Source organism: Aquimonas sp. (assembly GCF_044377145.1).
Lineage (GTDB): Bacteria > Pseudomonadota > Gammaproteobacteria > Xanthomonadales > Xanthomonadaceae > Aquimonas.
Genome location: NZ_JBILJQ010000020.1, coordinates 43,495 through 66,726 on the forward strand (window position 1 = coordinate 43,495; position 23,232 = coordinate 66,726).

A 23,232-nucleotide genomic window follows, 5' to 3' on the forward strand; every position below is an offset into this window, starting at 1 on the left:
CCGCCTCGCGACCTGCGCGGCGCGTGGCCGGAGTTCGGGGTTATCCTTGTCGGCCGTCCGCTCCATCTACGACCGTCCGAGGCGATCCGCTTGAACGCAGTGCTGGCTGACAATGCTCCCGCCGCCGAAACGCCCGTCGAAACACCCGACGAGGCCGTGCTGGCGCTGGAGACCCGCATCAGCGAGGCCCTGCTCGCGCGCGGCCGCCTGAAGGAGGCCGATCTGGTCCGCGCCAAGCGCCTGCTGGAGGAGTCGGGCGGTAGCTTGATCGGTCTGATCACCCGCATTGGTCTGGCATCCGAGCGAGATGTGGCCGAAGCCAGCGCCGAAGTGCTGGGCCTGCCGCTGGTCTCAGTCAAGGACTGCCCGGATGCGCCGCCGCCGAACGTGCAGCTGTCGCTGCGTTTCCTCAAGCAGCAGCACCTGTGCCCGATCGGCGAATCCGAGACGCATATCGACCTGCTGACCGCGGATCCGCAGGATGCGTACCTGGTCGATGCGGTCAAACTGGCCACCAGCAAAGAGGTCAGACTCCACGTTGGCCTGCGCTCGGAAATCGATGATCTGATCGAGCGCTACTACGGCGCCGGCCGATCGGCAATGGGCACGATTGTCGAGAACCTCGCCGACGGCGATGTGCGCAGCGAGGACGATGTCGAGCACCTGCGCGATCTCGCCTCCGAGGCGCCGGTGATCCGGCTGGTGAACCTGGTCATCCAGCGCGCGGTCGAAGGCCGCGCATCCGATATCCACATTGAACCCTTCGAGAGCCGGCTGAAGGTGCGCTACCGCATCGACGGCGTGCTGCACGAAGTCGAATCGCCGCCTTCGTCGAGCACCGCGGCGGTGATCTCGCGCATCAAGATAATGGCCAAGCTCAACATCGCCGAGCGTCGCCTGCCGCAGGACGGTCGCATCATGCTGCGCGTGCAGGGCAAGGAGCTCGACTTGCGCGTATCGACCGTGCCGACCGCGCACGGCGAGTCGGTGGTGATGCGTATCCTCGACCGCGAATCGATCGTGTTCGACTTCCACAAGCTCGGCTTCACCGACAACTTCCTCGACAAGTTCATGAAGGTGCTGGAGCTGCCGCACGGCATCCTGCTGGTGACCGGCCCGACCGGCTCGGGCAAGACCACCACGCTGTACACCGCGCTGTCCAAGCTCAACCGGCCGGATCTGAAGATCATCACGGTCGAAGATCCGGTCGAGTACCAGATCGAGGGCATCAACCAGATCCAGGCCAAGCCGCAGATCGGCCTCGATTTCTCGCACGCGCTGCGCTCGATTGTCCGCCAGGATCCGGACGTCATCATGATCGGCGAAATGCGCGATCTGGAAACCGCGAAGATCGCGATCCAGTCGGCGCTGACCGGTCATCTGGTGCTGTCGACCCTGCACACCAACAACGCTGCAGGCGGCATCACCCGTTTGCTCGACATGGGGGTGGAGGACTACCTGCTGACCTCGACCGTCAACGGCATCCTGGCCCAGCGTCTGGTGCGCCGGCTGGATGCCGGGCACCGCGAGGCCTATGCGGCGATGCCCGAAGTGATCAACGAGTTCCAACTGCGCCGCTTCAGCGACGCCGACCCGATCCAGCTGTACCGCCCCGTCGCCTCGCCGGCCTCACCCTCGGGCTACTTCGGCCGCACCACCATCATGGAGTTTCTGGTCATGAACGATCCGCTGCGGCGGCTGGTGATGCAGCACGCCGACATGGGTGTGATCGAACAGGCCGCGCGCGACAACGGCATGCGCACCATGTACGAAGACGGCCTGGTAAAAGCGATGCAGGGCGTGACCACGATCGAGGAGGTCCTGCGGGTGACGCAGGAGGGGTGATGGAGAGCCGGGATTCGGGATTGGGGATTCGGGATTCGCTAGAGCGGCGCGGCAGCGCTCCAGCCAGTTGGGCTCCCGACATGCTCTGGACCAGTAACCGCAGCGCAAGGCAGGGTCTTGCAGAGCCCGGCTTTGACGAATCCCGAATCCCGAATCCCGAATCTCGGCTCTAACCCATGCCCCAATTCCGCTACAAAGCCCTAAGCCCCGCCGGTGAAGCGCTCGACGGCATCATGGAGGCCGCGTCGGCCGACGAGGTGATCGCCAAGCTGCAGGACGCGGGCAACATTCCGCTGAAGGCGCAGCCGGCCGACGAGGCGGCGGGCCGGGGTCTGGGCGCGCTGTTTCAGCGTTCGCCGATGGGCGCGACCCAGGTGCTGCAGTTCACCCAGCAACTGGCGACCTTGCTGGGCGCCGGGCAGCCGCTGGACCGCGCGCTGCAGATCCTGCTGGACCTTCCAGAATCCGAGCAGGCGCGCAAGGTCATTGACCGTGTTCGCGAGGCGGTGCGCGGCGGCACGCCGCTGTCGCAGGCGCTGGAGCATCAACACGGCGTGTTCTCGCGCTTGTACATCAACATGGTGCGCGCCGGCGAAATCGGCGGCTCGCTCGACGACACGCTGAAGCGTCTCGCTGACTACCTCGAGCGCAGCAAGGCGCTGAAGGAAAGCGTGATCAACGCGATGATCTATCCGGCCATCCTGATCCTGATGGTGGTTGGCGCGCTGGGCTTGCTGGTGGGCTACGTGGTGCCGCAGTTCATGCCGCTGTTCGAGGACATGGGCGCGGAAGTGCCTTGGCTGACCTCGCTGATCATGTGGCTGGGTCTGGTCGTGCAAAGTTGGTGGTGGCTGATACTCGGCGTGATCGGCGTGGCAGCCTGGATGTTCTCGCGCGCACTGGCCGATCCCGCCAACAAGCTCGCGTTCGACGGCTGGCTGCTGCGCCGTGGCATGTTCGGTGTGCTTGCTGCCAAGCTCGATACCGCACGCCTGGCACGCACGCTCGCTACCCTGGTGCACAACGGTGTGCCGCTGCTGACTGCCCTGGCAATCGCCCGCAATGTGCTGTCGAACACGGCGCTGTCGCAGGCGGTGGGCGTGGCCGCCGAGGAGGTGAAGACCGGCGGCGGTCTGTCGGTGGCGCTGGCGCGCAGCAAGTTGTTTCCGCGTCTGGCCCTGCAGATGATCAGCGTCGGCGAAGAATCGGGCGAGCTGGACACCATGCTGGGCAAGGTCGCCGATACTTTCGATGTCGAAGTCCGCAATACCGTTGAACGTCTGCTGTCGGCGCTGGTCCCTGTGATCACCGTCCTGATGGCCGTGGCGGTCGCCGTGATCATGATGGCGATCCTGATTCCGATCTTTGAACTCACCAACACCGTGGGATGAACTCTATGAATGCCAGCAACGCCCGTCGCCTGCGCAGCCTTCGCCAGACCGGTTTCAGCCTGATCGAAATCCTGATCGTGGTGGCCCTGATCGCGGTCATCGCAGGTCTGGTGGCCAACCAGGTCTTCGGTGGGCAGGACCGCGCCAAGGCCTCATTGACCCGCACCCAGATCCAGACCCTGACCGGCAAGATCGAGCAGTACCAGCTCGACAATGGCAACCTGCCGAGCAGTCTGTCCGACCTGATCCGTCAGCCCTCCGGCTCCAACACGTGGCTGGGACCGTACGCCAAGGACGCCGACATCAAGGACCAGTGGGGTAAGGATTTCCAGTACTCCGCCAGCGGTGAAGGCGATGCGGGCTACAGCCTCGTCAGCCTCGGCAAGGACGGCAAGCCTGGCGGCGACAGCGTCAATCGCGACATCAAGAACACCGACTGAGCATGTGCACGCGCACTGGCGAAGGAGCAGCCTGACACCATGCGCATGCGCGGGTTCACCCTGATCGAGATACTGGTGGTGGTCGCGCTGATGGGCATCGCCATGGCCGTCGTCGCCGGTGCGATGGGGATGGGCCTTGCCGGCCAGCAGATCCGTGGCGCCAGTCGTGATCTGGTCGCCGCGCTCCGCTACACGCGTGGCCAGGCGATCGTGAAGCGCGAAGAACAGGTCTTGATGTTGAACGTCGACGACAAGTCCTACCGCGCGGCAGGGCGGCCGACCCAGACCCTGCCCGACCAGCTCGTTCTCGCGATTGAAACCGCGCAGCAGGAGCAGATCAGTCGTGGCGAAGCAGGTATCCGTTTCTTCCCCGATGGCTCATCCACCGGCGGCAACATCGAGCTGGCGCGCGGCGAGACCGTCTGGCGCATCGACATCAACTGGCTGACCGGCGAGGTCACTCTGCGTGAACCCGGCAAGCGCTAAGCCACCAATGCAACGGGGCTTCACCTTGATCGAGGTGGTGCTTGCGCTGGCCATCTTCGCGGTGGCGATCGGCCTGTGCATGCAGATCGCCACCAGCGCGCTCAAGCAGACCCGGGTCGCTGCCGAGCAAACCCATGCCGCCCTGCTCGCCCAGTCGTTGCTGGACACCAGCGGCGTCGGCGAGCGCCTGCAGCCCGGCCGCACCAGCGGCAGGCTGGACGGCGACTATCGCTGGGAACTAGATGTCAGCCCGTATGAAGCGGATCTGCAGACTGACAGTCCGCTGACGCCCGGCATGCTGGCGGTGCAGCTGTATCGACTTGAGCTGACTCTCAGCTGGGCAGTGGGCTCGAAGCGACGCGACATGAAGTTCTCGACCCTGCGCGCGATGACGCCGGATCCGAACGTACCGATGAGCTCGCCATGAGCCGGGCACGCAGCCGCGGTTTCACCCTGATCGAGATTCTGGTGGCGGTCTCGCTGCTGGCCTTGATGGTATTGGGCGCGATGGCGGCCTTGTCGACCAGCGTGCGCGCTGTGCGCAGCGGCGAAGCGCTGGTCACGCGCACCGACAGCGTGCGCATCGCCCAGCAGTTTCTGCGGCAGCAACTTTCACAGGCGATGGCCCTGCCTTTTGAGCGCAGCGACGACCTCGGCATGGTCTATGTATTCGAGGGTGACGACACCCAGATGAAATTCGTGGCGCCCATGCCGGGTCATCTCGCGCGTGGCGGTCCGCACGTGCAGATCATCTCGATCAGCCGCAGCGCCAAGGGCCAACGGATCGAGTTCAGTCATGCCTTGCTCAACGGTTATGACAGCGATTCCGGCAGCGCTGGCGAGCGTCCTCCGGTGCTGGTGCTCGATGGGCTCGCGAGTGCGCGCTTCGAGTACCGCACCGTCGATGAGAACGGAGAAGCCACCGACTGGCTGCGCGAGTGGGACAACCCGCAGTTCCTGCCGATGATGGTGCGCCTGGTTGCTGAGTTTCCGCGGGATCGTCCGCAGCGCTGGGCCGAGCTTGAGATCCCGGTAATGGCGGGATCCACGGGTGTGGTGGGAGGCTTCTACAACGGCCAGCCGAGCCGACGCCCGCGTAGCGACCGCGAAAGCGACTCACCGCAGAAGCCAACGCAATGAGCGCCGCCGGATTTCAGCTGGGCCGCGGTTCCAGAGGTGTGGCTCTGGTGTTCGTGCTGTGGATGCTGGCGCTGCTGACCCTGTTGCTGGGGAGCTTCGCCCTGATTTCGCGCACCGAAGCGCTGCAGGCGCGCCATTTGCTGGACACCACCCAAGCCCGCTATGCCGCCGAAGCTGGCATCAATCAGGCCGCCTGGGCCTTGTCGCTGCCGGATCCGACCTTGCGCTGGATCCCCGATGGGCGACCCTATGCGACCCGATTTGGCGATGCCGAGATCGAGATCCGGGTGACGGATGAGTCCGGTCTGATCGATCTGAATGCAGCCGAGGCGCAGACTTTCACGAACCTGTTCGTGGGCGCGGGCCTGGACACGATGCAGGCGACAGCGATTGCCGAGGCGATCATTGACTGGCGCGATGGCGATGATCTGCGTATGCCCAATGGCGCCGAAGACAGCGACTATGCGGCCGAGGGATTCGCCTACGGTGCCAAGGACGCACCCTTCGACATCCCTGCCGAGCTGCAGCAAGTGATGGGGGTGTCCTACGAGCTGTACCAGCGTGTGGCGCCCGCCCTCACGGTCTACTCGGGCCAAGCGGTGCCCAACCTTGCGTTCGCACCGATCGAAGTCATACGCAGCATGGCGAACATCAATCAGGAAGTCGCAGACACCATCCTCCAGCTGCGTTATGCATGGAGGCCAGGCCTGGGCACGCCATCGCCCGCCTTGCCCGATGGCACCCCGCTCGTGGCGGAGGGGGGCACCGGGACGTATAGTATTGAAAGCCGCGCGACTCTCCCGAATGGCGCCTGGACGGAACTTCGGGTGACTCTTCGACTCGGAGGTTCTGGCATATCGGGCCGGGCATTCAGCGTGCTTCGTTGGCAGGATGGCACCGCGCTCTGAGGCCGAAACTCCTTCCGTTCACTCCTACCTGAAGCTGGCGCATGACACTGGCGGACGCCCTCAATCCAGTGCTGGCGCGACTGCGGTCGCGTTTCGCACAGACCCCGTTGCCGCGCTTCTGGCGTTGGTGGACGGGCGAACTGCTGTCCTTCCTTCCGCTGCGCTGGCGCGAAGTGCTGACAGTCGAAGATGCATGCGTGGTACTGCAGGCCGATGGCGAGAATTTTGCCGTCAGCGCCGAGCGCGGCGGCCTGCGCCGGCCACTCATGCTGCTCGCTGCAGGTGAACGTGAAGAGTGGGCGCAGTTGCTTGAGCGTGGGCTGGATGACTCGCGCCGCGGTCAGCGCCGGGTGCTGATGCTGCCCGCTTCACGCCTGCTGCGACGGACGCTCAGCCTGCCGGCCGCAGCGCTCGAGAATCTCGATGCGGTGCTTGGCTTCGAGCTCGACCGGCAAACGCCATTCAAGGCCGATCAGGTCTACTTCGATAGCCGTATCCTGCGCCAGGACCCTGGTGCCAAACAGGTTCAGGTTGAGCTGCTGGTGGTGCCGAAACCGGTGCTCGACACCGAATTGAACCAGTTGGGCTCGATTGCGGCGGGGCTGTCGGCGGTCGACGTAGTGGATACGCACGGATCCCGCCTGGGCGTGAACCTGCTTCCGCCGAGCGCGCGGGCCAGCATGCCGCGTGCGCATCCGATCATTCAGTCCAGCCTGTTCGCGGTCAGCGTGTTGCTGGTGCTGTTCGGCATGGGTCAGGTGACAGAGAATCGGCTCGGCGCAGTAGCATCCATGCAGGCTGAAGTGGAGGTGCAGCGCGAGAACGCGCGGGTCGTGGTCGCGCTGCGCAAGCAGCTGGAAGACGCTGCCGCCGCCGCCAATTTTCTCGCCGTGCAAAAGCAGACCCAAGCCTCCATGCTGCAGCTGCTGAGCGAGATCACCCGCACCCTGCCGGATGACACTTTCCTCGAACGCCTGTCGGTCAGCGACAATCAGGTCAGCATCACCGGATTCAGCGCCCAGGCGACCCGCCTGGTCGGATTTCTGCAGGAGTCGCCACTGTTGCGCGACGCTGCGCTCAACGGATCGATCCAGCCGGATCCGCGGGTGGCGCGTGATCGCGTCACCATCACGGTGAACTACGGCCCCCCGGCCGAGGTGAAGCCGTGAGTGCTCTGGTGAATCCCAAGCACAGCCGCGGGCTCGCGCTGGGGCTGCTCGCGGCGCTGCTGCTGCTGTTGTATCTGCTGTTCGTGCACTGGTGGTTTGTCGAGCCGCTGCTGGCCGCGCGCGCCGATTTCATCGAGGAGCGTTCGCAGGAGCAGCGCATGCGCGCGAATGCCGCGCAGCGTCCCGAGATCGAGGCTCGGCTGGCCGAAGTGCGTGCGTTCGAATCCAACAACCCGGGCTTTCTGACCGACCCCACCTTCGATCTTGCTGCGCCGGCGTTGATCATGCGCATTCAAAGCTTGATCGAGCGTCAGGGCCAGCCCGAGCGTTGTCTGGTCATCAACAGTCAACCGATGCGAGGGCGCGAGGCCGAGGCCTTCGAACGCGTGACGGTGCAGGTCCGCCTGCGCTGTGAGCTGGAGCACCTGTACCCGATCATCCATGAGCTCGAAAGCGGCAGTCCACAGCTGTTCCTGAGCGAGCTCAATATCGTCGCTCGCCGAACCCCGTCGGAGCCGGGCGGTGAGGTGTTCGTTGGCTACGTGGATGTCTCGTTCAACGTGCACGGCTATCTGCGTCCGCAGGGAGGAAGCTGATGGCGAGTCGATCGCAGATTCTTATGACAGCAGGCCTCGCTGCCTTGGCCGCATGGAGCGGCCTGTTCGCCTTGGCGGCCGTCACTGGCCTCGGTGGCCGGCACAGCGTGCTCGGCGACGATCCTTCGCTGGTGCCCGAGCTGCCGCAGATCAATCTGGAGCAGGCGGTCAGCCGGCTTGAAGGGCAGGGCAGCTACGCCGGCATCGGCGACCGGCCCTTGTTCAACCACGACCGTCGCCCGTTGCCACCGGTGCAGTCGGCGGATTCCTCGGGTGTTGTCCCACCTCCTGCGCCCACCGCAATGGACGCCGTTCTGACCAGCGTGATTCTGGGCGGTGAGCGAAAGATCGCCATCGTGTTCCACGCCGCCAGCAACACCAGCCAGTCCGTTGCCGTCGGGGCGGAGCTGAAGGCCGAACTGGCCGGCTGGCGCTTGACGGACCTGCAGCCACGGATGGCGGTGTTCGAAGGGCCGGGCGGCAGCAAGTCGCTCGAACTTCGCGTGTTCGACGGTGCCGGCGGTCAGCCCCCCACGGCGATCGCCGAGCCGATGCCTGCTCCCGATGCTGCTCCAGCCGTGGGTGCCGATGGACAGCCCGTGGCGGTGGACAGCCCCGAGGCCCGCGCCGAATTGATCCGGCGCCGAATCGAGGAGCGTCGCCGCCAGATGCGCGAGGAGTCCGAACGTGCCCGCCAGTAACTACCAGGAATCGAACCCAATGCGGGAACCTTTGACCAGTGATGGTGCTCTTGTGCCGTCCCTACGCCCGGAGTGTGTCGCTCGCGGCGCCTTCGCATCAGGAGCATCCAGCGTGACCCAACGCGTACTCGGCCTGCTCGCACTTGCGAGCCTAGTCTTCGCCAGCGGCTGCGCCACCACCGGAGGGTCGCCCAGCTATCCGCCGCTCGTCAGCCAGTCCGATCGCATGGCCCAACAGCCAGCGACAACTGCGCCACTGCCAGCCGGGCTGAACGATAGTTCGACGGCATCCGCTGACACGGACGCAGATGCAGACACGGGCAGCGACACTCGCCTCGGCACCGGCAGCTTCATCAACCGCGACCTCGCAGGGCGAGGCCCAGCCGGGGCCGGCGCCACTGGTGAAGTGACCTTCAACTTCGAAGGCGAGTCTCTGCACGCTGTAGTCAAGGCGATCCTCGGTGACTTCCTGCAGGAGAACTACGTCATCGCTCCGGGCGTGCAGGGCACGGTGACCTTCTCTACGGCAAAGCCACTGCGTGGCGACCAGGCCCTGTCCATACTGGAAATGCTGCTGCGGTGGAACAATGCGACTGCGGTATGGCAGGACGGACGCTATACGATCCTGCCTGTCGCACAGGCTGTGCCAGGCAATCTGACCCCGCGTGCTGGCGCCGCTGGCGGCGCACGTGGCTACGAAGTTCGTGTGGTGCCCTTGCAGTACATCGCTGCGGTAGAGATGGAAAAGCTGATCAAGCCCTACGCCAAACCGGAGGGCATTCTCAGCGTCGACCCGGCTCGCAACATGATCGTGCTTGCCGGCACCTCGGCTGAGCTCGCCAATTACATCCAGACTATCGAGATCTTCGATGTCGACTGGTTGGCCGGGATGTCGGTCGGCACCTTCCGGCTGGAGCAGGCCGAGGCGCAGAAGGTCGTCGGAGAGCTTGAGAAAGTGTTCGGTGAGGGCTCCGGCACGCCGTTGGCGGGCATGTTCCGTTTCATCGCGCTGGAAGGCGTCAACTCGATCATCGTGATCACCCCGCAGCCTCGATATCTCGATCAAGCCAAAGAGTGGATCGAGCGTCTGGACGAGGGCGGCAGCCAGTCGGGTTCGCGCCTGTACGTCTACGACGTGAAAAACGTCAAGGCCACGGACCTCGCTGGAACTCTGGGCGAGATCTTTGGCGGGCAAGCGCGTCAGAGTGCATCCGCGCAGGGCGGCTCGGTTGCTCCAGGTTTGGAGCCGGTGCGCGCCAGCACGCTGGGCCGTGGCGAACAGCCGCGATTCGACAACAACGCTGAGCCGGCACCTGCCGATACCGGCGCCGCCGCAACCTCGTTCAGTGGCGGCCCGGCATCGGAAGGCGGCGGCGGCTTGCCTTCCGGGCCGGTCGTCGACGCGGCAGGTGGGATTGCGCTGGGCTCCGAAGAGAATGTGCGTGTGTCTGCGATCGAGGAAAACAACCAGCTTCTGGTCAAAGCGACCAGCCAGCAGTGGGAGTCGATCCGGCGCGTGATCGAGCGGCTCGACCAGATCCCTCTTCAGGTGCATATCGAAGCGCGGGTGGTGGATGTCACCTTGAACGATGAGCTCAACTATGGCGTCAACTGGTTTGTGGAGAACGCCATCACTACTGATGGCGGTTTGCGCGGCATCGCAACCACCCGCAACAGTTTCAGCTCTCAGCGGGCCTCCATCGTCGACGGCGCCAGCAACTGGAATTTCATCGCCGGTCGTAGCATCCAGGGCATCATGGATTTACTCGACAGTGTGACCCGCACCGAGGTCTTGTCGGCGCCGTCAGTGATGGTGCTGAACAACAAGAGCGCTACCGTCAATGTCGGCGTCCAGATCCCGATCCAGAGCGTATCCATCGGGGGGCTTCCTGGCGCGGGTGTGGGCACGGGTACGACGCAGAACTCGTTCACCCAGTTCCTGCAGACGGGCGTCACCCTCACGGTCACCCCTCGCGTGAATCCCGGCGGTTTGGTGTTCATGGAGATCGAGCAGGAAGACAGCAGCCCGGGCGCCGCGCCCGCGGGTACTAACCCGCCGATCAACAACAAGACCCTCAGCACCGAAGTGGCCGTGCAATCGGGCGAGACCCTGATTCTCGGAGGGCTGATCAAGCAGACCGACCGTAACGGCAAAACCGGTCTCCCCTTCATCAGCCGGATACCGGTCTTCGGAGCTCTGTTCGGCCAGCACACCACCGGGTCGGATAGGCAAGAGCTGATCGTGCTGATTACTCCTCGGGTCGTCAGCAACCCGGGCGAGGCGCGCCGCATCACCGATGAGTACCTTCGCCAGTTCCGCGGCATCGAGCCGCTTCGCCCCGTACCAGCAGAAACTGAATAAAGGAATGCCCATGCACACGATGATCGACGAAACCCGGCGACCGAAGCCGCACTTGCTGCGGACACTGGCCTGGCTGGCTTGGGCTGCCATCCTGTCCGTCGCCCTGCTGGGCTGCAAAACTCAGGGTGATGTCAGGTCGGGCGCAGCTGGCTCAGCCAAGGACGTCGAAGACTCGACGAGCCTGGAGGCGCGCGCGAAAGCACGCTGGGACCACCTGATCCTGCGCGAGGCCGAGCAATCCTGGGACTACCTCAGCCCTGGCTTTCGGGCCATCACCGACCGCGAGAAGTACATCGATGACATGCGCAACCGACCGATCCGCTGGTTGTCCGCTGCGGTCGACAGGAAGGAGTGCGCGGACGAGCAGACCTGCGACGTGGTCATCCGCCTTGACATCGAAGTGGTCGTTCCCGGCGCCGGCGCGGTTGTCACGGCAACCTGGGTCCGTGAGAAGTGGCTGATGATTGAGGGGGCGTGGTACCATGTCCCGTGACGTTCGAGGAAAGCGCTTGCCATCACCGATGGCATCAAGTACTTTCCTCGGGCGTGTGACTTTGGCCGATCGGGGATGGCAGGCCCCTGAAAGGATTTGCACACAACAACGCCCTGCCAAAAGCCCTGTGGAAGAAACAACTTTAGGAGTGAGTTCATGAAGACCACCTCGCTGTCCAGCGCCCTCGTAGCCGCACTCGTTGGCGTCGCTGGCATCGCTTCGCTGGCCAATGCGCAGTCGCGCATGTACCTGAACGCCGATGGCCTCGGCCAGGTTCTGATCTACCCGTACTACACCGTTAACAACAACCAGGCCACCCTGGTCTCTGTTGTCAACACCACCGACCAGACCAAGGCCGTCAAGGTCCGCTTCCTGGAAGGCCGCAACTCGCAGGAAGTCCTGGACTTCAACCTGTACCTGTCGCCGTTCGACGTCTGGACTGGTCAGATCACCGACCTGGGCAATGCCAACGGTCCCGGCGTGCTGGCCACGACCGACACGTCCTGCACCGTGCCGGACCTGGTCAATCGCCCGGCGCAGGGCACCACGCCTGCCGGCTCGGTTGATTTCCGTAACTTCCAGTACGCCGCCAACCGCAAGGACGACGGCCCGCAGGGTCTCGACCGTACCCGCGAAGGTCATTTCGAGATCATCGAAATGGGCAACGTGCTGAACAACGGTGATGCCGCTGACCTGATCATTGAGACCAGCGCTGGTGCGCCGATCGCTCGCACCCTGCGTTCCGCCATCAAGCACACCGCTGCCGGCGTTCCGAGCAACTGCGCCGCTGTGCGTGGCGCTTGGGCCAGCACGGGCGTGTGGACCGCGACCGGCGCCAACGTCGACATGACCCCGCCGTCCGGTGGTCTGTTCGGCGGCGTGTCCATCGTCAACGGTGCACGCGGCACGAACCTGAGCTACAACGCGGACGCCATTGACGGCTTCTACCGTCAGCAGGGCACTGCCGCCAGTGGCCTTTGGAACACGTTGCACGTTCGCCCGGACTCGGTGAACCCGTCACTCGTCTCGGCCGCCAACCGCGCTGACGGCGGCGTCGACAGCGAAGTGTTCATCAACGGCCAGTCGGTCGTGATGGGCTTCCCGGCTGGTCGCGAGGCTTCCGCTGTGTCGGCGCTGTTCATGTACCGCAACCTGCTGAACGAGTTCGTGGCTGACGCAGCTCTGGGTGCGAACTCCGAGTGGGTGGTCACCTTCCCGACCAAGCGTAATCACATCGATCGCGCGACCTTTGTCCCCGGCAGCACGCTGGCGACCCGCAACCACACCGTGCTGCAGGCCCTGCGTCCGTTCACCGACTGGACCGACACCACCTTGGACGGCCGCGTGTACGACACCCTGGGCTCGTGCGAGCCGATTACGCTGTCGTTCTGGAATCGCGAAGAAGGTCCGCTGACCGGTCCCGGCGAAGAAGTGATCGACTTCTCGCCGCTGCCCCCGGGCAGCGCTCCGACTGCTGGCCCGAGCCTGTGCTACGAGGCTCAGGTGATCAGCTTCAACCAGGCGAACACTGGCGAAGGCGCAACCAACACGGCGTCGCAGATTCTGGGTTCGCGTTACGCCCGCAATCTGAACACCGGCGTCACCGCTGGCTGGGCCAACATCCGTCTGGGCGTTGACACGGCAACCGACCCGAACAACCTTGGCAACAGCCGCGGCAACTACCTGCTGGACGGTCCGATCCTGGCGAGCGGCCAGACCAAGACGGGCACCCGCCTGTTCGGTCTGCCGGCGACCGGCTTCTGGGCTCTGGAAGTTGCACGTCTGCAGGGTGGCTCGGCGCTGGCGAACTACTCCGGTACCTGGCGTCACCGTGGTAGCCGCGCCGCTGGCGTCTACACCGAGACCGTCAGCCAGAACGGCTTCGTGCCGGGCTGCACCACCACCATTGTTGATCCCAACACCGGTGCGCAGACCGTCGCTGCTTGCCCGAACTTCCGCACCCTGGTGACCAGCGGTGGCTCGGCGCTGTAAGCTGCTTCTGCTCTAAAGCTGCAATCCGAAGCGGGGGCGACTTGATCGCCCCCGCTTTTTTGCTGTCTACGATCGCCGCGCCAAGTTTGTGACCGCCCGCTGACCGCCCGCTCAGCAAACCCGGACAATGTGGAAACCACCCGATCCTTTGGGCTGGCATGTCGTAGAATTCGGTGGTCCGAAAGTAGGCGTCAGGGCGATCAGCTCGACAAACAGGACTCGCTTTTCAACAGGCCGTGCTGCGCGAAGCAGCAACCCCTATGCACAAACTTGAGCATCCATGGAGGTACCGATCATGAGCGTTTCGAAACGAATTCCCTGTCTATTGAGTTTTCTAGCACTTGCCGCGCCACTGGCGCACGCCCAGAACCTTGAGCTGAGAAAAGCCGGCGTCGAAACGCCGCTGCATGTGGTGCCATTGCTCGCCGGCGCTGAGCAATCGCTCGATGCAGCGGGCAATGTGCGGCTCCGCTGCGTGGACGCCAACAACGACAATACCTGCGACGGCTTGGCCCTGAGTGGGGGAACGGCGCCAACCATGCCGCAGTTTCTGTTGACGGCTCCAACCCCCGAAGGCGCCGCACGCCCCAGTATTGCAGTAGGGCAGACCTTCTACGTCAACTGGTCCACGGCCAATGCCGAAGTCTGTGTGGCCAACGGCCCCGTTGAGCTGTCGGGCTGGTCCGGACTCCAGACCCTCAACGGCACGGGCAATGTTCCGGCCGCTGGCCTTAGATTCACCAGCGTCCCAGCCGCCGGCAGTCTCCCCGCAAGCGTCGGCTTGACGTGCTTCGGCGCGGGCGGCCGGATCCAGCGCACCAGCCTGATCGATGTCGTCGCCGGCACGAATCCCCAACCCGCCAACTGCATTCGTAACGGCGGGACCTTTCTATTCAATCCCAGCGGTTGGCTGAACAGTGGTCTTACTTGGCAGCAGTTGGGCGGATCCGCGCAGTACCCGCCGGTCAACGTCTCGCCGCGAGTTCCGTTGGACCAAAAGCAATTCATCAGCATGCCGTTTGTTGCGCGGCAAGTCGAAAATATGAACTACTTTGTCGCTCCTGACGGAGCGCTCGGAACGGGGTATGAGGGTTTCTACCTCACCATCAGCGAGTGCTCGGGCGATTTTCGCAGTCCAAGTAGCAACGCGAACGTGCTCGCGGATGAACCCACCCTCGATGCAAGCTGCCGCATGTTCTTCAGCGGGAAAATCGAGAAGCGGATCTTCACCACTGATGCAGTCGCAGGGCAGTGCCGCGTCATCCCGGGCCGTTCGTACTTCTTGAATATCATCCAGGCGGGTGGGCCTGACTCCATCCTACAGGGGCAGTCGCTGTGTCCAAGCGCTCGGTGCAGCTTCCTCAGCAACTTCCGCGGGTGACCGTGGCAATGTTCTTCCAACTGTTCAACCACCAACACGCAGGCAACAATTCCCAAGCAAACCGCGGCGCGATTGGGAGTGTTCGCAGCTGGATATCTTTCGGATTGGTCTCGGTCTTCGCACTGGGTTCGGCGGCTATCGCCACGGCCGCTGAGCCCGCGACAGCGGGTTTGGAGCGCGTGATTGCCCGCCAAGGCGAAATTGAGGTCACCGCGGGAGAGTTTCACGCGGCGATGAGCGAGGTGCCCGAAACGGAACGCGCCTCGCTGGCCCAAGAGGATCAGCTCTTGACCCGTCTGGTGATGAATATCATACGGACCAAGGCTCTGGCAGCGGACGCGAGAGAGGCCGGCACGGAAGTGCCCTTCTTGAAGGAACGACTACTGGCCATTGAGCGACGCCTGTTGGCCGAGCAGAGAATCGCCGAAATCCGCGATTCGATCCAACTGCCTGACTTGGAGACCGCGGCGCGCGAAAAATACCTGGTCAACCGTTCACAGCACAAGATTCCGGCCCTGGGTGAGATCCGATACATCGCGCTCTCCGTGCAGAAGCGTGGCGAACAAGAAGCGAGAGACCTGGCAATCCAGCTTGCCGAGCGAGTGCAGGCGGGAGAGGATTTCAACGAAGTTTTTTTGGCGAATACCGATGAACCCGAGTCCCACGGAGTAGATCGCGGTCGCATTGCGGACTATGAATTGAGTGATGTGCCGACACCCGACGATACACTATCCAAGTCCTTGCTCGGCAAAGCGGTAGGTGAGGTGGGCGTGCCTTTCAAGCAGCGAGGGATGTACTTCGTGCCGATGCTCGCGGCCAAAACCGAAGCTCGCAGCGCGAGCTTCGAAGAGGTCAAGGATGTGTTGATCGAGCAGCTTGCGGTGGCCTTCCGTGCCGAAGAAATGAAGCGCCGCACATCATCTTATGAGTCGAGTCCGCTCGAACTTGAGGAAGAGCTGCTCCCCGCGCTTCGAGATCAATATCTGGAGTCAGGCAAGCGCTAGATTTCAGTTTGCGGAACACAAAAGCGCAAATCAGAGCCTGGACTGGTCCGCCAGTCCAGGCTTTGCGTTGATGGATGATGGACGTTTGGCGTGGATGTGTGGAGCGCTTGGCGCTGCTGCGGGCGAGCCAATTGGGTTGCTTCGCAAGGGTTCGCCTATCCCGACTTCGCCCAGGATCAACGAGTTCGCCGACAGAAATCCGTCTGATGGTGGGGGCTCTGGTGCTTCCTGCCCAGGTGTGGCGACAATCGATCCGGCGAGCTTCGCTCAAGTGGCTGCATTCGCGCTCACCCTTCCCGCTTGCCGCGAGATTCGGGATGCACGGTAGGTTTGCCAGAGACAGGAACTGGGGTGATTCTTCTATTCGTAAAGCTTGACCTCCGGCAGCGGTTCTCCGGAAACTTGCTCGGAATCGCGTGGGCCCTGCTGGCGCCAATTCTGCAGCTGGCGGTGTTCAATCTTGTCTTCGTCCACATTCTGCAGGCCCGAGTTCCCGGGCTCGCGGGCATCAACTACCTGGTTTTCCTGGCGCTTGGCTTCTGGCCCTGGTTCGCCTTCTCGGAAGCGCTGGTGCGCGCCTGCACAGGAATCACCGACCACGCGGGACTTGCCGATAAGGTCGCAGTGCCGCGCTGGATGCCTGTTCTAGCGGCCGTGTTGACGTCCTTCTTGTTGCATGGAGTGGGCTATGCCCTCGTACTGTTGATTCTGGCGCTCTGGGGCGTGCAGTTGGACTGGGCGATGCTGCCATTCGCGCTCTTGCATTGGCTGCCGCTCTTGGCAATGGCGTGCGGCATCGGTCTTGTTCTGTCGACCTTGCAGGTGTTCATCCGCGACCTCGCACAAGCGATTGGACTCCTGATGACGCTGTGGTTCTTCCTTACCCCCATCATCTACGCAGCCGATATTGTTCCGACCACCTTGGCCCCTTGGCTGATCTTGAATCCGGTCATTGGAGTTATCGACGCTCAGCGCGCTCTGCTTCCCGGCCTTGGAGCATTGCCGGGCAGCGAGATCTCAACCTGGTTGGGCGGTTTGATCGTGCCGATGGCAGGCCTGCTGTTCTACCGCCGACTCCGACCCTATCTTGAGGAGTTCGCGTGAGCGCGCCGCTCTTGGCAGTGCACGGCCTAGGCAAGGCCTGGCCCATTGACAGCAGCCCGCGTGCGCGCGCCTCAGCCCTTGTGCGCGCACTGTTTGGTCGGCCAATTGCGCGAACCCCGGTCCTGACGGATATCAGTTTCGAAGTTCACGCCGGCCAATCGCTCGGCATCATCGGAGAAAACGGCGCCGGCAAGTCGACCCTACTGAAACTCATCGCAGGTGTATTGACCCCCACAGCAGGTCGCGTCGACTGCAACGCCACGGTCGGTGCGCTGCTTGAGCTGGGTGCCGGATTCGAGCAGGAGCGCAGCGGCCGCGAGAACATCGCGATAGCCGCCGGCTTGATGGGGTGGTCGCGTAGTGAGATAAGCGCACGCGTGCCCGAGATTGAAGCGTTTGCCGATATCGGCCGCTACATCGACGAGCCGGTCAAACACTACTCGTCGGGCATGGTGGTGCGATTGGGGTTTGCGATCATTGCCACTGTCAGGCCGCAGCTGCTGATCACCGACGAGGTTCTGGCGGTTGGCGATGAGTCATTCCAGCGCAAGTGCATCCGCTGGATCGAGGATTACCTTGAGGGAGGGGGCACCCTGCTGCTGGTTTCCCATTCCACGTATCACATCCAGAAACTATGCAAGCAAGCGCTTTGGTTGCGCGAGGGGCGCGCTCGGGCTTATGGAGATGTCTTCGAGGTGAGCCAGGACTACCTCGCCTTCCACGAACGCAAGAGCGCGCGTGAAAACGGGGCGCAGATGGAGCGTGACTACCGCGGCAACGAGTTCAAGCTGGTGCGGGTCAGCGTCAACGATAGTGAGGACGAAGGCGCACGCCAGCTGCCTCGCAGCGCACTGATGCAGGTCCGGTGCGAGCTGCACAGCCCGGACGGCCGAGCCCCTCAGTTCAGTTTTGGCGTTCTGCGAGCGGACGGAACCGCGCTCTATGGTCAGGTGGCGGAGATTGACGGCGTCGTGGCGCAGCCGCTTGCCGAGCAGCGGTTCGGTTTCTCGTTCGAGTTGGACGCCTCGGCCTTGCTGCCCGGAAGCTATGTGATGCGCCTGCACGCGATGGACCCGGAAGGTCTGCGCGTGTTTGACACCGTCGAGCGCGCGTTCACAGTGCGCGGCGCCACCCGCGAAATCGGCAGCGTGCGGCTCCCCCACCGATGGTTGCAGACGAGCCCCGAGCAGTGAGTGAGCCCGTGAATTGCACGGTCATCGTGCCCGTATTCAAGGCACTGGAAGCTCTGCAGCGCTTGATTGCAGGGCTCGATCGCACTCTCCCGGCTGCACAGCCGGTGTTGTTCTGCGACGACGCCTCGCCGGATGACGACGTCCGCCAACTGCTGAATGAACTTGCGACACGAGTGCGATTCAAGGCACGCGTGGTGCGCCGAGAGCACAACCTCGGATTCGTCGGAAACGTCAATCGCGCCTTCGACGAGACCGCAGGCACGGACGTTGTTCTGTTGAACAGCGACACCGTGCCCGCCGCCGGCTGGCTGCATCGACTTCGTCAATGTCTGGACAGCGACGCACGCATCGCGACTGCGACCCCGTGGTCCAACAATGCGGAGATCTGCTCACTGCCGCATCTTTGCAGGCCTGGGCCGATCCCGGACGACCTTGATCGATGGGCTCAGGCCTGTAGCGAGGCCTGCCATGGCGAGTACCCCCAGCTCCCTACGGGCGTGGGTTTCGCGATGGCGATCCGACGCGAAGCGCTGGATCGCATCGGCGGCTTCGACGCTGCGACCTTCGGTCGCGGCTATGGCGAGGAGAACGATTTCTGTCTGCGCGCTGAGGGGCACGGATACCGCAATGTGTTGTGTGCCGATGCCTTCGTCGCACACGAGGGCGGCGCGTCCTTTGGCCCCGAGGGCCTGGCGCCCGGCGGGGGCAACCTCGCGCGCCTGTTGGCACGCTATCCGGACTACAACCGACGGGTCGCCCAGTTCATCATGGACGACCCTTTGCAACCCCTCCGAGCGCGCATCCTGCAGCGCTACGTCACCCTGGCATCCGGATGCGCCGACGCCACTGCGCTGCAGGGCAGCCTGTTCGACTGATGGAACACCCATGACGACACCCACCCCTGCGCTGGACTTCACCGGCGAGCGATTCACGCCCGAGTGCGTGCGCGAAATCTGGTACGAGCACTACCATCGTTACGCGTTCGCGCTTCCCCTGGTGCTTGGCAAGCGAGTGCTGGATGCCGCCTGCGGCGAGGGCTATGGTTCGGCGATGATCGCGCCCCACGCCGGCTCGGTGTTGGGGGTTGATCTGTCAGAGGAGGCGGTGACGCATGCGCGCAACCGCTACGGTGATTCCGGCGCTCGATTTGAGCAGGCTGATGTGACCGCGCTCGATCACCTGCCGGCCGCGAGCTTCGACCTGATCTTGAGCTTCGAGACGCTGGAGCATCTGCAAGCGCAGCAGCAGATGCTGGCCGGATTCCGTCGACTGCTTGCGCCAGACGGCCTACTGCTGATTTCGACGCCCGACAAGCGCAACTACTCCGACCTGCCGAACTTCCGCAACGAGCATCATGTGCGTGAGCTCTACCGCGACGAGTTCGAGCGCCTGCTGGCGGACAGCTTCACCGAGGTACGACTGTACGCTCACAAGCTGTTGTTCCAGTCCGCGATGTGGACCTTGGATGCGAGTCGAAGCGGCTACACCGCTGTCACGCTTGACGCCGACGGCCGGGCGATTCCGGCACTCGCGTATCCGCCCCTGTACTACATGGCGGTCTGCACGAACCAATCCCTGCCGGAGCTGCCCGCCATGGCCCTGTTCGGCGACGACGCCGAGAGCGTCTATGCGCACTACAACCATGAGATCCGCAAGAACATCGCCGCCGGCGCGCGCATCCTCGAGCTGGAGCACGCGCTGGCACAGGCTGAAGCGCGACTCGCGGTTCTGAATTCTCAACCCAAGGACGATGCATGAATCTCGGCGCTGGCTACAGTCTGAACTATTCAACGGCGCTGCCGGCAAGCCCTCAAGCGCCCCTGTATGCGACGGTTCCGGCCACGGCAAACCCACTTGGCACCACCGAGGCCGTACTGCGTGAAACCACCAGCGGCCGCACCGCGGTGATGACGATGCAGGTCCTGCAGGCCATGGATCTTTGCCGCCAGTTTCAGCCCCTGGACCATCACGTACAGCAGGTGTGCAACCAGTTGGAGGGGCTGAAGGGCCAGGAAACAGCGGTGCGCGGAGTACTCGGTTCCCTGGTTGAGCGAGGCCTGATGCTGCGCGCAGAAACCTGGCTTGCCGAGCTTTCGAACGCCGGCAGAGCATCGTCACCCGCGCCCTTCCGCACCGTGTTCATCCGGACTCGGGAGCGGCCGCAGACCCTGCGTTCTCTGCTGGCGACCTTGGCGGAGCACGAGCAGCGCTGGCGCTCAGGCCATCGCTACGTGCTGGTGGATTCATCCAGCGATCCCGCTGCCCACGGCCAGAACGCAGCTGCCCTGCGCGAATTTTCCGCCGCCAGCGGTGGCTGCCCTAGCGTCCACTTCGACTGCGCACGCATGCGCCGACACCTGCAGGAGCTCGCGTCCGAACTTCCGCAGTCGGCCTCCGCTTTGCGCTATCTGCTGGACCCGGGCACAGATGGCGGCTACCACGGCGCCTATGGCGTCAGCCTCAACTGGGTGACTTTGCTCGGGGCCGGCGAGCGCAGCGTTGTGCTGGATGACGATCACCTGTTTCCGCTGCGCCTGCATCCGCAATGGCAGACCGGCCTGCGACTGTCTGCGCCCGCGGGTGCTTCGCGGATTTTCGGAAACGTCGACCAGGCTTTGCAGAATGGCACCGAGCTGGAGTCCGACCCACTGGACCTGCACGCGCAGCTGTGCGGGCGATCGCTGGCGAATGTGCTCACCACTATTCCGCTGTTGAAGATCAATTCGAACGATCTTCCCGGGCTGGCACCCAGTTTGCTGCCCGGCCTTGGCGCGGATTCGACCATTGTCGCCACTGCACAGGGCCACCGCGGCGATACCTGTGCCATGAGTCTGAACTGGCTGATGCTTGAGCGAGGCCCAGTGCGCGAGCAACTCCTGGCCGACCGCAACGCTTACCTCGACACCATCAAGCGGCCTGCCGTTTGGGTCGGCGCAAACAGCTTCCGTCTGATCCAGCACACCGGCTACACCACCTTCATGCACGATGGCTCGCGCCTGATGCCGGCAGTGCCGCCGCGCGGGCGTGGAGAGGACGGTGTGTTCTCCGCGCTGCTCGGCAATCTGCATGCGGATGCTGTGCAGATGGAGGTGCCGATGGCGATCGGCCACCGACGTCCACAGGCACCGGATCGCAAGAACTTCATGCGCGAACCGCAGCGCCCCGCCTTGGCCCAGGTGTTGATCGATCAGCTGCAGCTGACTGCGCCTGACCTGCGCAGCCGTGACCCGCAGGCCCGGTTGCGCGTTGCCTGCGCTCAGATCGAAGATCTCGCCGCGATGGACGAAGCGGCCACGGGCCACTATCTGCAGGGCTTTCTGCTCGACATCCGGGCGCGCACCATCAGCGCCCTGCAGATCGCGATGGAAGAGCACCCCAATGCTGCCCCGCACTGGGCGGCCGACGTGCGCAGCCTGGTCGAGGCCAACGGACGCGCCTTGACTGGCGAAGTGGCAGCACGCTTTGCCGAATGGCCGGAGGGCATCAGCGCCGAACAAGGCGCGCGAAGCTTCCGGGAATACATGAGCGGGTATGCCGCCGGATTGCGCGCCTGGCCCGATGCATTCGAGCTCGCCCGTCAGCGCGCCCCTGCCTGGCTGGACCAGGCCTGATCGGATGACACCCACGCAAGCAGACACTCCGGCGGGATCACTCCCGCCAGAGATGTCCGTGGTCCTGGTCACCCACAACAGCAACGATGTACTGCCGCGCTGTGTGGCTGCGCTGGCAGCCCAGCGTGGGCTGAGACTCGAAGTGGTCGTCATCGACAACGGTTCAGCGATCAAGCCAGCCGGCGTCGAGGACTTCGCGCTGCTTGTAAGCAACCGGGACAATCCGGGCTTCGCTGTCGCCTGCAATCAGGGTGCGCGGCTGGCGCGAGCGCCCTGGCTGCTGTTCCTGAATCCCGACTGCTTTCCCGGGCCGGACGATCTGCTGCAATTGCTCCAGATCGCCACCGCCCATCCGCAGATCGGCATCCTGGGGGCACAGCTGTTGGAGGCCAACGGCCAGCTGCAGCCAGCCTCGCGGCGGCGGGATCCGACTCCTGAACGGCTGCTGCAGGCGATTCGACGGGGTCGCGCCGCGTTGGAGCCGGTGGCAGTCCCAATGGAGTCCGCCCTTGAGTACGCCGAAGCCGTCTCCGGTGCCCTGATGCTGGTGCCGCGTGCCGCGTTCGAACACGTGGGCGGATTCGATGAGGGCTATCGTCTGCACTTCGAGGACCTCGACCTGTGCCGTCGAATGCGCGCAGCGGGCTGGCAGGTCGGTCTTGCACCCCATCTGCGAGTCGTGCACTTGAAGGGAACGTCGAGCCGCCGGCGCCCGCTCTGGGTGGCGATCCAGAAACACCGCGGCCTGCTGCGCTACTTTGAACGCTTCGACGCACATCGACTGCGGTTCCCGCAGCGGCTGCTGTTCCGTTCGCTGCTCTGGTGCGCGTTGCCTGTTCTGATGCTGGCAGCATTGCGGCCGACTGACTCACGCTCCAGGAGCCTCAACCAATGACCGCCCCGCGCCCGATCGATATCGTTCTGCACCAGGCTTCGCGCGTACTTGAAGTGAGCTTCGACAATGGGCAGCGATTCTCACTGCCCTGCGAGTACCTGCGGGTGGAGTCGCCCTCGGCGGAGGTTCAGGGCCACGGGCCCGGACAGAAAGTGCTGGTGGCGGGGAAGCGCGAAGTGGGGATTGTCGCGATTGATCCGATCGGCCACTACGGCGTGCTGCTGCGCTTCGACGACGGTCATGACACCGGCATATTCAGCTGGCAGACCCTGCACACCCTGGGCCTGGAACAGGAGCAGCGGTTTGCGGCCTACCTGGAAGCCCTGACCGCTGCGGGCTTGAGTCGCGAGCGCTGAGCCAGCCACATCACTTCTCATGCGATTGAGCTGCGGAGCGTAAGCGTCCGCCCACCTCACCTACCTTCCTGACCTGATTCTCCCGACCGTCTCCGGTTTCCCCAACGGAGGAGCGGTCGATGGCGTGTTCGGAGGTGCGGCGATGGCGGGCGCATGTGCGCTCGC

Annotated in this window: 22 protein-coding genes; all 22 read left to right on the forward strand. The window is 64.0% G+C overall.

The window, feature by feature from the left end:
- The first annotated feature begins 90 nt into the window (after positions 1 to 90).
- The 22 genes from gspE (at position 91) to ACIQ7H_RS08575 (ending at position 23,067) form a co-directional block, all read left to right on the forward strand.
- Positions 91 to 1,845 carry a type II secretion system ATPase GspE gene (gspE, locus tag ACIQ7H_RS08470; protein ID WP_395790350.1) on the forward strand — a complete coding sequence of 585 codons (1,755 nt, stop codon included), beginning with the start codon at positions 91 to 93 and terminating at the stop codon, positions 1,843 to 1,845.
- 176 nt (positions 1,846 to 2,021) lie between these two features.
- Positions 2,022 to 3,236, forward strand: coding sequence for a type II secretion system inner membrane protein GspF (gspF, locus tag ACIQ7H_RS08475; RefSeq protein WP_395790352.1), 1,215 nt, complete (start codon positions 2,022 to 2,024; stop codon positions 3,234 to 3,236).
- A gap of 5 nt (positions 3,237 to 3,241) precedes the next feature.
- Complete coding sequence (gspG, locus tag ACIQ7H_RS08480; protein WP_395790354.1) at positions 3,242 to 3,676, forward strand: type II secretion system major pseudopilin GspG; 435 nt, start codon at positions 3,242 to 3,244, stop codon at positions 3,674 to 3,676.
- A gap of 39 nt (positions 3,677 to 3,715) precedes the next feature.
- Positions 3,716 to 4,162, forward strand: a complete 447-nt coding sequence (locus ACIQ7H_RS08485) for a GspH/FimT family pseudopilin (RefSeq protein ID WP_395790356.1) — start codon at positions 3,716 to 3,718, stop codon at positions 4,160 to 4,162.
- Positions 4,163 to 4,169: 7 nt separating this feature from the next.
- Positions 4,170 to 4,589, forward strand: coding sequence for a prepilin-type N-terminal cleavage/methylation domain-containing protein (locus ACIQ7H_RS08490; protein ID WP_395790358.1), 420 nt, complete (start codon positions 4,170 to 4,172; stop codon positions 4,587 to 4,589).
- Positions 4,586 to 5,302: a prepilin-type N-terminal cleavage/methylation domain-containing protein gene (locus tag ACIQ7H_RS08495; RefSeq protein WP_395790360.1), complete on the forward strand. Its 717-nt coding sequence runs from the start codon at positions 4,586 to 4,588 to the stop codon at positions 5,300 to 5,302. The genes ACIQ7H_RS08490 and ACIQ7H_RS08495 overlap by 4 nt, the downstream gene beginning before the upstream one ends.
- A gap of 62 nt (positions 5,303 to 5,364) precedes the next feature.
- Positions 5,365 to 6,210 carry a general secretion pathway protein GspK gene (locus ACIQ7H_RS08500; protein WP_395790362.1) on the forward strand — a complete coding sequence of 282 codons (846 nt, stop codon included), beginning with the start codon at positions 5,365 to 5,367 and terminating at the stop codon, positions 6,208 to 6,210.
- Between the two features lie 41 nt (positions 6,211 to 6,251).
- Positions 6,252 to 7,379 carry a PilN domain-containing protein gene (locus tag ACIQ7H_RS08505; protein ID WP_395790364.1) on the forward strand — a complete coding sequence of 376 codons (1,128 nt, stop codon included), beginning with the start codon at positions 6,252 to 6,254 and terminating at the stop codon, positions 7,377 to 7,379.
- Entirely contained in the window at positions 7,376 to 7,975 is a 600-nt protein-coding gene (gspM, locus tag ACIQ7H_RS08510; protein WP_395790366.1) for a type II secretion system protein GspM, read from the forward strand. The genes ACIQ7H_RS08505 and gspM overlap by 4 nt, the downstream gene beginning before the upstream one ends.
- Entirely contained in the window at positions 7,975 to 8,676 is a 702-nt protein-coding gene (locus ACIQ7H_RS08515; RefSeq protein ID WP_395790368.1) for a hypothetical protein, read from the forward strand. The genes gspM and ACIQ7H_RS08515 overlap by 1 nt, the downstream gene beginning before the upstream one ends.
- Before the next feature lie 406 nt (positions 8,677 to 9,082).
- Complete coding sequence (gspD, locus tag ACIQ7H_RS08520; RefSeq protein ID WP_395790370.1) at positions 9,083 to 11,038, forward strand: type II secretion system secretin GspD; 1,956 nt, start codon at positions 9,083 to 9,085, stop codon at positions 11,036 to 11,038.
- 10 nt (positions 11,039 to 11,048) lie between these two features.
- Complete coding sequence (locus ACIQ7H_RS08525; RefSeq protein ID WP_395790372.1) at positions 11,049 to 11,531, forward strand: hypothetical protein; 483 nt, start codon at positions 11,049 to 11,051, stop codon at positions 11,529 to 11,531.
- 156 nt (positions 11,532 to 11,687) lie between these two features.
- Positions 11,688 to 13,523, forward strand: coding sequence for a hypothetical protein (locus ACIQ7H_RS08530; protein ID WP_395790374.1), 1,836 nt, complete (start codon positions 11,688 to 11,690; stop codon positions 13,521 to 13,523).
- 295 nt (positions 13,524 to 13,818) lie between these two features.
- Positions 13,819 to 14,904, forward strand: coding sequence for a hypothetical protein (locus ACIQ7H_RS08535; protein WP_395790376.1), 1,086 nt, complete (start codon positions 13,819 to 13,821; stop codon positions 14,902 to 14,904).
- An 8-nt stretch (positions 14,905 to 14,912) separates the two neighbouring features.
- A complete protein-coding gene (locus tag ACIQ7H_RS08540) occupies positions 14,913 to 15,908 on the forward strand; it encodes a peptidylprolyl isomerase (protein WP_395790378.1) in 996 nt (331 codons plus the stop codon).
- A 351-nt stretch (positions 15,909 to 16,259) separates the two neighbouring features.
- On the forward strand, positions 16,260 to 17,012 hold the full coding sequence (locus tag ACIQ7H_RS08545; protein ID WP_395790380.1) for an ABC transporter permease: 753 nt from the start codon (positions 16,260 to 16,262) through the stop codon (positions 17,010 to 17,012).
- Positions 17,009 to 18,205, forward strand: coding sequence for a polysaccharide ABC transporter ATP-binding protein (locus ACIQ7H_RS08550; RefSeq protein WP_395790382.1), 1,197 nt, complete (start codon positions 17,009 to 17,011; stop codon positions 18,203 to 18,205). The genes ACIQ7H_RS08545 and ACIQ7H_RS08550 overlap by 4 nt, the downstream gene beginning before the upstream one ends.
- The gene (locus ACIQ7H_RS08555) at positions 18,202 to 19,080 is read left to right on the forward strand and encodes a glycosyltransferase family 2 protein (protein WP_395790384.1); all 879 of its coding nucleotides are present in this window, start codon (positions 18,202 to 18,204) and stop codon (positions 19,078 to 19,080) included. Before ACIQ7H_RS08550 ends, ACIQ7H_RS08555 begins: the two co-directional genes overlap by 4 nt.
- 10 nt (positions 19,081 to 19,090) lie before the next feature.
- Positions 19,091 to 19,963: a class I SAM-dependent methyltransferase gene (locus tag ACIQ7H_RS08560; protein ID WP_395790386.1), complete on the forward strand. Its 873-nt coding sequence runs from the start codon at positions 19,091 to 19,093 to the stop codon at positions 19,961 to 19,963.
- Positions 19,960 to 21,816: a hypothetical protein gene (locus ACIQ7H_RS08565; RefSeq protein ID WP_395790388.1), complete on the forward strand. Its 1,857-nt coding sequence runs from the start codon at positions 19,960 to 19,962 to the stop codon at positions 21,814 to 21,816. The genes ACIQ7H_RS08560 and ACIQ7H_RS08565 overlap by 4 nt, the downstream gene beginning before the upstream one ends.
- Before the next feature lie 52 nt (positions 21,817 to 21,868).
- Positions 21,869 to 22,711, forward strand: a complete 843-nt coding sequence (locus ACIQ7H_RS08570; RefSeq protein WP_395790390.1) for a glycosyltransferase family 2 protein — start codon at positions 21,869 to 21,871, stop codon at positions 22,709 to 22,711.
- Entirely contained in the window at positions 22,708 to 23,067 is a 360-nt protein-coding gene (locus ACIQ7H_RS08575) for a gamma-butyrobetaine hydroxylase-like domain-containing protein (protein WP_395790392.1), read from the forward strand. The genes ACIQ7H_RS08570 and ACIQ7H_RS08575 overlap by 4 nt, the downstream gene beginning before the upstream one ends.
- Positions 23,068 to 23,232 lie beyond the last annotated feature (165 nt).

Excerpts from the sequence above, each read along its gene's own strand:
- ACIQ7H_RS08540 (WP_395790378.1), top strand. The coding sequence starts at position 14,913 with ATGTTCTTCCAACTGTTCAACCACCAACACGCAGGCAACAATTCCCAA.
- ACIQ7H_RS08490 (WP_395790358.1), top strand. The coding sequence starts at position 4,170 with ATGCAACGGGGCTTCACCTTGATCGAGGTGGTGCTTGCGCTGGCCATC.
- ACIQ7H_RS08485 (WP_395790356.1), top strand. The coding sequence starts at position 3,716 with ATGCGCATGCGCGGGTTCACCCTGATCGAGATACTGGTGGTGGTCGCG.
- ACIQ7H_RS08530 (WP_395790374.1), top strand. The coding sequence starts at position 11,688 with ATGAAGACCACCTCGCTGTCCAGCGCCCTCGTAGCCGCACTCGTTGGC.
- ACIQ7H_RS08535 (WP_395790376.1), top strand. The coding sequence starts at position 13,819 with ATGAGCGTTTCGAAACGAATTCCCTGTCTATTGAGTTTTCTAGCACTT.
- ACIQ7H_RS08575 (WP_395790392.1), top strand. The coding sequence starts at position 22,708 with ATGACCGCCCCGCGCCCGATCGATATCGTTCTGCACCAGGCTTCGCGC.
- ACIQ7H_RS08570 (WP_395790390.1), top strand. The coding sequence starts at position 21,869 with ATGTCCGTGGTCCTGGTCACCCACAACAGCAACGATGTACTGCCGCGC.
- ACIQ7H_RS08525 (WP_395790372.1), top strand. The coding sequence starts at position 11,049 with ATGCACACGATGATCGACGAAACCCGGCGACCGAAGCCGCACTTGCTG.
- ACIQ7H_RS08560 (WP_395790386.1), top strand. The coding sequence starts at position 19,091 with ATGACGACACCCACCCCTGCGCTGGACTTCACCGGCGAGCGATTCACG.
- ACIQ7H_RS08565 (WP_395790388.1), top strand. The coding sequence starts at position 19,960 with ATGAATCTCGGCGCTGGCTACAGTCTGAACTATTCAACGGCGCTGCCG.
- gspF (WP_395790352.1), top strand. The coding sequence starts at position 2,022 with ATGCCCCAATTCCGCTACAAAGCCCTAAGCCCCGCCGGTGAAGCGCTC.
- ACIQ7H_RS08495 (WP_395790360.1), top strand. The coding sequence starts at position 4,586 with ATGAGCCGGGCACGCAGCCGCGGTTTCACCCTGATCGAGATTCTGGTG.
- ACIQ7H_RS08515 (WP_395790368.1), top strand. The coding sequence starts at position 7,975 with ATGGCGAGTCGATCGCAGATTCTTATGACAGCAGGCCTCGCTGCCTTG.
- gspG (WP_395790354.1), top strand. The coding sequence starts at position 3,242 with ATGAATGCCAGCAACGCCCGTCGCCTGCGCAGCCTTCGCCAGACCGGT.
- ACIQ7H_RS08505 (WP_395790364.1), top strand. The coding sequence starts at position 6,252 with ATGACACTGGCGGACGCCCTCAATCCAGTGCTGGCGCGACTGCGGTCG.
- ACIQ7H_RS08500 (WP_395790362.1), top strand. The coding sequence starts at position 5,365 with ATGCTGGCGCTGCTGACCCTGTTGCTGGGGAGCTTCGCCCTGATTTCG.